At 59.3% G+C, this 6109-nt stretch carries 5 protein-coding genes, 1 tRNA gene and 2 rRNA genes; 3 read left to right on the forward strand and 5 right to left on the reverse strand.

The window, feature by feature from the left end:
• Nucleotides 1–32: 32 nt before the first annotated feature.
• A complete protein-coding gene (gene pdxR, locus G473_RS0122080; RefSeq protein ID WP_029014894.1) occupies nucleotides 33–1523 on the reverse strand; it encodes a MocR-like pyridoxine biosynthesis transcription factor PdxR in 1491 nt (496 codons plus the stop codon).
• A gap of 155 nt (nucleotides 1524–1678) precedes the next feature.
• Between pdxR and G473_RS28350 the strand changes: the two genes are divergently transcribed.
• Entirely contained in the window at nucleotides 1679–2866 is a 1188-nt protein-coding gene (locus tag G473_RS28350) for a benzoate/H(+) symporter BenE family transporter (protein WP_245580244.1), read from the forward strand.
• Between the two features lie 14 nt (nucleotides 2867–2880).
• Here the strand turns inward: G473_RS28350 and G473_RS0122090 are convergent, their stop codons facing one another.
• Nucleotides 2881–3750: a LysR family transcriptional regulator gene (locus tag G473_RS0122090; protein ID WP_245580246.1), complete on the reverse strand. Its 870-nt coding sequence runs from the start codon at nucleotides 3748–3750 to the stop codon at nucleotides 2881–2883.
• Here G473_RS0122090 and G473_RS0122095 point away from each other — a divergent pair.
• Together G473_RS0122095 and catB are read left to right on the forward strand one after the other, a co-directional pair.
• Nucleotides 3718–4353, forward strand: a complete 636-nt coding sequence (locus G473_RS0122095) for a DMT family transporter (RefSeq protein ID WP_245580249.1) — start codon at nucleotides 3718–3720, stop codon at nucleotides 4351–4353. The genes G473_RS0122090 and G473_RS0122095 overlap by 33 nt on opposite strands.
• Before the next feature lie 346 nt (nucleotides 4354–4699).
• A complete protein-coding gene (gene catB / locus G473_RS0122100) occupies nucleotides 4700–5338 on the forward strand; it encodes a type B chloramphenicol O-acetyltransferase (protein ID WP_029014897.1) in 639 nt (212 codons plus the stop codon).
• A gap of 130 nt (nucleotides 5339–5468) precedes the next feature.
• Here catB and G473_RS0122105 read toward each other — a convergent pair.
• The 3 genes from G473_RS0122105 to G473_RS0122115 all read right to left on the reverse strand — a co-directional run.
• Nucleotides 5469–5545: transfer RNA gene (locus G473_RS0122105), tRNA-Met, on the reverse strand.
• A 97-nt stretch (nucleotides 5546–5642) separates the two neighbouring features.
• A 5S ribosomal RNA gene (gene rrf / locus G473_RS0122110) occupies nucleotides 5643–5757 on the reverse strand.
• Between the two features lie 94 nt (nucleotides 5758–5851).
• A 23S ribosomal RNA gene (locus G473_RS0122115) occupies nucleotides 5852–6109 on the reverse strand; the annotation flags it as partial.

The following is a 6109-nucleotide window of genomic DNA, read 5'->3' on the forward strand; positions in this document are numbered from 1 at the left end:
GCCCCCATTCCGATATTATCGCGGCGAACTGCCTATGTGGCGCTCACTGACCGCAGCGCGTTCGCCAGTTTTTTGACGCCAACCTCAATCTCATCTGGCGTGTAAGCAGCAAACCCCATCAGGAATCCAGCCCGCCCATCACCAGCGGCGTGCAGTGCTGACAGCCCCAGCAGTTCGACCCCCACGCGGCGGGCCGCATCAATTACCTTCTGTTCGGACAAGTCACCGGTCAAAAAACACGGTATTTGCAGGCCCCCGATGGGCACCTGGGGCTCAACAAAGCCAGAAAGATGCTTGCGGATCAGCCTTGTCAGCACGTCCAGCCGCTCTGCATAAAAGCCACGCATGGTGCGGACATGGGCACCGAAATGCCCACCTTCCATGAACCGGGCCAGGGTCAGTTGCGCGACGGAGGCGTTATGCCCATCAAGCAGCGTTCGCCCCACGGTCAGTGGCTTAACAAGTTGCGGGGGCAGCACGACATATCCGATCCGCAAGCCAGGAAAGAGCGACTTGGTGAAAGTGCCGATATAGAGGGTCCGGTCGTGCGGATCGAGCCCCTGCACGCAGGCCGTGGGCTTGCCCGCATAGTGGAACTCGCTGTCATAATCATCCTCGATGATCCAGGCCTGATGCCGCGCTGCCCATTCGATCAATGCAAGACGGCGATCCAGCGTTAAAGTCGCGCCCGTAGGGAACTGGTGCGAGGGCGTCAGGAAGACGGCTTTGGCTTTGGGCGGATCTGCCATGATCTGTTCGACCATGATCCCTTGGCCATCGACACGAACAGGAAGACATTCCAACCCTGCCGCCTCAAAGGCTTTGCGGGCGCCGTAATAGGCTGGATCTTCGATGAAAATCGGGTCACCAGGATCGAACAGCATAGTGGCACACAAGCTCAGGGCCTGCTGCGAACTGGTCAGCACCATCACCCGGTCTGCGGTGGCCCGCGCGCCGCGCTCAAGATTGACGTAATCGGCGATGGCCCGCCGCAGCGGCTCGGCACCCTGGGGATCACCATGATGCAGCGCCTGCGTCCCAACCTCCTTCAGTACCTGTCGCTCAAGCCGCTCCCATAGCGGGAGCGGGAAACTGCGTATTTCCGGCACCCCGGGGGCAAACGGCCGGGGAGAGAGCATTTCGCGAACACCCCCGCTGCGGAACATGGCAGCGCCACGCTGACTGAGCCTGGGCGCCTGATCGCCCCTGAATGCGTCAGGTGGCGACACCCGCCGTTGGGCTGCAAACCCGGTCATCTCCGCAACAAAGCTCCCGCTGCCAACCCGCCTTTCGATGAAACCTTCGGCGTGAAGCTGGGCATAGCCAGCCTCTACAGTGTCGCGCGATACGCCCAGCGACATGGCCAGAGCCCGCGAGGCGGGAAGCGGCTTGCCGGGCGCGATTGCCCCATCAAGGATCAACTGTCGGATGGCCCGCTGTATCCGCGCGTGTAGCGGCATCGTCGCGTGGGCGGGATGGGCAAGCCACGCCTTTACCGATTCCAGTTGGGAATGCCTGAACAAATGGTCTGAACCTGTCTCGCTAAATGGCAGGAACGATCAGACCATTTATCCAATAGAAGTCAAGCCCAGGAAATTGGCCGCAAGCCCACCTGGAGAACCGACAGACCATGACAAACAATCCAGTGTCCCGCCCATCCATCCACTTGAATGACCTCATGCATCCCGTCGTCGCGGGATTGATATCCGTCATCGTCAATTATGGCGGCACCTTCATTCTGGTCTTTCAGGCCGCCCGCATCGCCGGCCTGGGCCCGGACCTTACGGCATCCTGGGTCTGGTCGGTTTCGATCGGCGTCGGGCTGACGGGCTTTATTTTAAGCCTGCGTTATCGTGAGCCGATCATCACCGCCTGGTCCACCCCGGCAGCCGCGTTTCTCGTGACGGCACTCGCCACCACGCCCTATGCCGAAGCCATCGGCGCTTACATGATCTCAGCGGCTGCCTTCGTCCTGCTGGGGATTTCCGGTTATTTCGAAAAGGTTATCCGGCTGATCCCGCCGGGGATCGCGTCAGGTTTGCTGGCCGGCATTCTGCTTCAGTTCGGCATCGGCGCCTTTGGTGGGGCGACCATAGATCCGCTGCTGGTCGGCCTGCTGATCGTGGCTTACCTGCTGATCAAAAGGGTTTCCGCCCGTTATGCGGTGGTCGGCATTCTTAGTCTCGGCCTGATATTTCTTGTAACGCAAAACCGGGTCGATCTGTCCGGCCTTCAGCTTCAATTCGCGGCACCCATCTTCACAATGCCCGTCTTCTCGGTGAATGCGCTTTTAAGCGTCGCGCTGCCGCTGTTTCTTATCACCCTGACCGGCCAGTACATGCCGGGAATGCTCCTGTTGCGGAACGATGGTTTCCGAACCAGCGCCAATCCCATTGTCACAGCAACGGGGCTCGGCTCGCTCCTTATGGCGCCGTTTGGCTCGCATGCGTTCAACATCGCGGCGATCACAGCAGCCATTGCCACGGGGCGGGAAGCGCATGAGGAACCGTCCAAGCGCTGGATTGCGGGGCTTGCTGCCGGCAGCTTCTATATCCTGGTCGGGATATTCGGCGTGACGCTGGCTGCCGTCTTCATGGCCTTTCCGGCAACCTTCATCACAACGCTGGCCGGTCTGGCGCTGCTCGGCACCATCGGGGGGAGCCTTGCTGGCGCCATGGCCGACCCGGCATCCCGCGAGGCCGCGCTCATCACCTTCCTGGCATCCGCCGCGAATATCAATCTGCTTGGCATTGGCGGCGCTTTCTGGGGGCTGGTGATTGGGCTTGTGGCCTACCTTATCCTGAATGGCCGGCTGCCACGCCGCAGCGGGGCCGGACGGGCCCTACCCGCCGGAATGGTGAAGTGAAACGGATGCTTTCCTTACAAGGACTTTGATACGGTCCCAACAGCGCTGCGCAACCATTGATGCGCAAGATCACCGCTGCGCCGCTCATGCCACACCTGAACGAAGGGAAAGGGCGGGATCGGAAATGGCGGTTCGAAGATAATAAGGGACGGGTCACGTTCGTAGCGTGCAAGGGCATTTCGCGCCACGGTCAGAACGAGATCCGTTCCCTGGATCAGCCGCGGCGCGTTGCCCCAATGTGGCAGCGTAACCGCAACGCGGCGCACATGGCCGGCAGCACGCAGGGAAGTGTCGATTTCAGTATTTGCACCATCCTGCATGGCTACGAGGATATGGGGACGGGAAAGATAGGATTCCATATCCAGATGGTCCTGCCCTGCCATTGCCTCCCGATCCGCAAGGCAGGCGAACTGCTCAACGATAAGCTGTTCGACTGCCACCTGTTCAGGAAGGTCGGGAAAGACGCCCAGTGCAAGATCACACTCCCCGTCCATGATCTGCCTGAGCATGGCTTCCCGGCCCGACTGGGTGATCACCAGATCAATCCCTGGGGCCTGATGGCGGAGCATGTTCAGCAGCCCCGGCAGGATCACGGCAGAGCCATAATCGGACATCGAAAGGCGGAATGTCCGTTTCTCCCGGACAGGATCGAAGCCGCCCGGCCCCAGCACCTCCCGCACCTGTCGCAACGCTGCGGTCAGGGCCGGTGCAATTATCAGTGCCTTTGCGGTTGGCACCAATTGTCCGCCCCGGCGTATCAGCAAAGGGTCATCGAACAGTAGCCGCAGACGCCCAAGCGCGTGGCTGACGGCGGGCTGGCTCATATTCAGCCGGGAGGCAGCGCGCGACACATGCTGTTCAGCCAGAAGCGCATCGAGAACCACCAGCAGGTTCAGGTCTACACCCCGAAGATTATTCACATCATTCATATTGAAGATATGACATCGGAATTTCCATCCACGAAGCAAATAACGCATCTGGTGAGCATTGGAGGTTCACCCATGCAGACCAACACCCTGTTTCTTATCCTCGCCGCTATCGTCACCGGTGCGGTCGTCCCTTTCCAGGCTGGCGCCAATGCGGCGCTCGGACGCACACTCGGCCATCCCCTGTGGGGAACGGCTGTCTCGCTTTGCGTCAGTTTCGCCTGCATCCTGCCCGTCATGGTGCTGGCGAAGGTGGAAATCCCGACCCTGTCCAATCTGGCGCAGGCACCGCGCTGGATATGGATTGGCGGCATCATCGGGGTCATCTACATCACTGGCGCGCTCATGCTTGTGCCGAAACTCGGCGCTGCCGGTTTCATCATGGCGGTCATCGCCGGACAGATGCTGGCCTCCATCATCATCGATCAATGGGGCCTTGTTGGGCTCCCGCAGAAACCCATCTCGCTGTCCCGCATTGCCGGTCTGGGGCTGATCTTTCTGGGACTGGTCGTGATGCAGTTGCAGGCCCTCGGCGGGAAGCCCCCCGCCAGCGGCGGGTAACCGGTTCCGAAAAGGATGTGCAGGAGGTCATAAATCCTGGGAAGAACTGGCCCTTAACACGGTGCGTCAATGCTTTCCGTGGCAAGAAGGCCATCGCGCAGACCGTGATAGCCTGCCTGCGTATCCAGGCCTCGTCCAGACTGGCTCTTCTTGCGCTGCGGCGGATGCCTTGTGCATAATAAGGAAATGAAGTCCGCAGATTGTACCATCTGAATCTGCTTCCACGTTTCTGCGTGAGAAGCCGCCACGCTGGGACCACTCCATAGACGTCCAGCGATTGGTTGTTTGCGCCCACCGCAATCGACCCTTTGCCGCTGTCTGCGGCGCGGACTCAAAGGTATCTTCAATGAACAACTTCTTCGAAAGCCCCTTCAAGGGCATTACTATTGATCGCCAAGTCAAAAACCCAAATATTATTGTGGGTCGCTACAGTTATTATTCCGGATATTATCATGGCCACAGCTTTGACGACTGTGCCCGCTATCTGCTGCCTCAGCCCGGCGTGGACAAGCTCATAATCGGCAGCTTCTGCTCGATCGGGTCTGGCGCTGCCTTCATCATGGCCGGTAATCAGGGCCATCGGAACGACTGGATCAGCACATTTCCCTTTTTCTGGATGGAGGGGATACCGGCATTTGCCGGCGCTGCAAACGGATATGAACCCGCCGGAGACACGATTATCGGGCATGATGTGTGGATTGGTGCCGAAGCCATCATCATGCCCGGCGTGAAGATTGGCGATGGCGCCGTGATCGGCACGCGCGCCCTGGTCACCCGCGACGTGGAACCTTACTGCATTGTAGGCGGAAACCCCGCCAAGCTGATCCGCAAACGGTTCGACGACAAGGATATATCCCTGCTGCGCGAACTGACATGGTGGGATTGGACCGATGGGCAACTCCGCCAGGCAATGCCGATCCTGACAAGCGGCGATGTGAGGGCGCTTCACGATTATTGGCAGCAGAACATCAAAATCAGTAATTGATCGCTGCCCCGCAGGCGCGCCGGAGCCATCTCTGACGACGCCGAACAGCGTTTACTTGTCCCGCTGGTTCGGTTCTGCTCTGAACATAAAAAAACCCCAGCAAGATTTTGCTCTTGCTGGGGTTTTTCGTTGGATGCGGGGACAGGATTTGAACCTGTGACCTTCAGGTTATGAGCCTGACGAGCTACCGGGCTGCTCCACCCCGCGTCAGAGGGCCGTTTTGCGGCCCGCAAAAGGTAACGCCCCTTGGCGATGTGCCGAGGGGCGTTTGGTTCTGGTATCGTGATTTACCTGTTACGGGCGGACCTGGCGGCGACCTACTCTCCCGTGCCTTAAGACAAAGTACCATTGGCGCAGAGGGGTTTCACGGCCGAGTTCGGGATGGGATCGGGTGGGGGGCCCTCGCTATGACCACCAGGTCGGCGCGTAACAGGGATTGGTTTTGTGTGTGTGACGGGTTGATGCTGTGTGTATGCGTATTTGTGTGGGTTTGCCGCTGCGCATGAGCGGTGAGGGATCAAGCCGAACGAGCGATTAGTAAGGCTAAGCTTCACACATTGCTGTGCTTCCACATGCCTCCTATCGACGTGGTGGTCTACCACGGCTCTTCAGGGAATGCTTGTTTAGAGGTGGGTTTCCCGCTTAGATGCTTTCAGCGGTTATCCCTTCCATACATAGCTACCCGGCTGTGCCACTGGCGTGACAACCGGTGCACCAGAGGTATGTTCATCCCGGTCCTCTCGTACTAGGGACAAATCCTCGCAACATTCC

Source organism: Niveispirillum irakense DSM 11586 (assembly GCF_000429645.1).
Taxonomy (GTDB): domain Bacteria; phylum Pseudomonadota; class Alphaproteobacteria; order Azospirillales; family Azospirillaceae; genus Niveispirillum; species Niveispirillum irakense.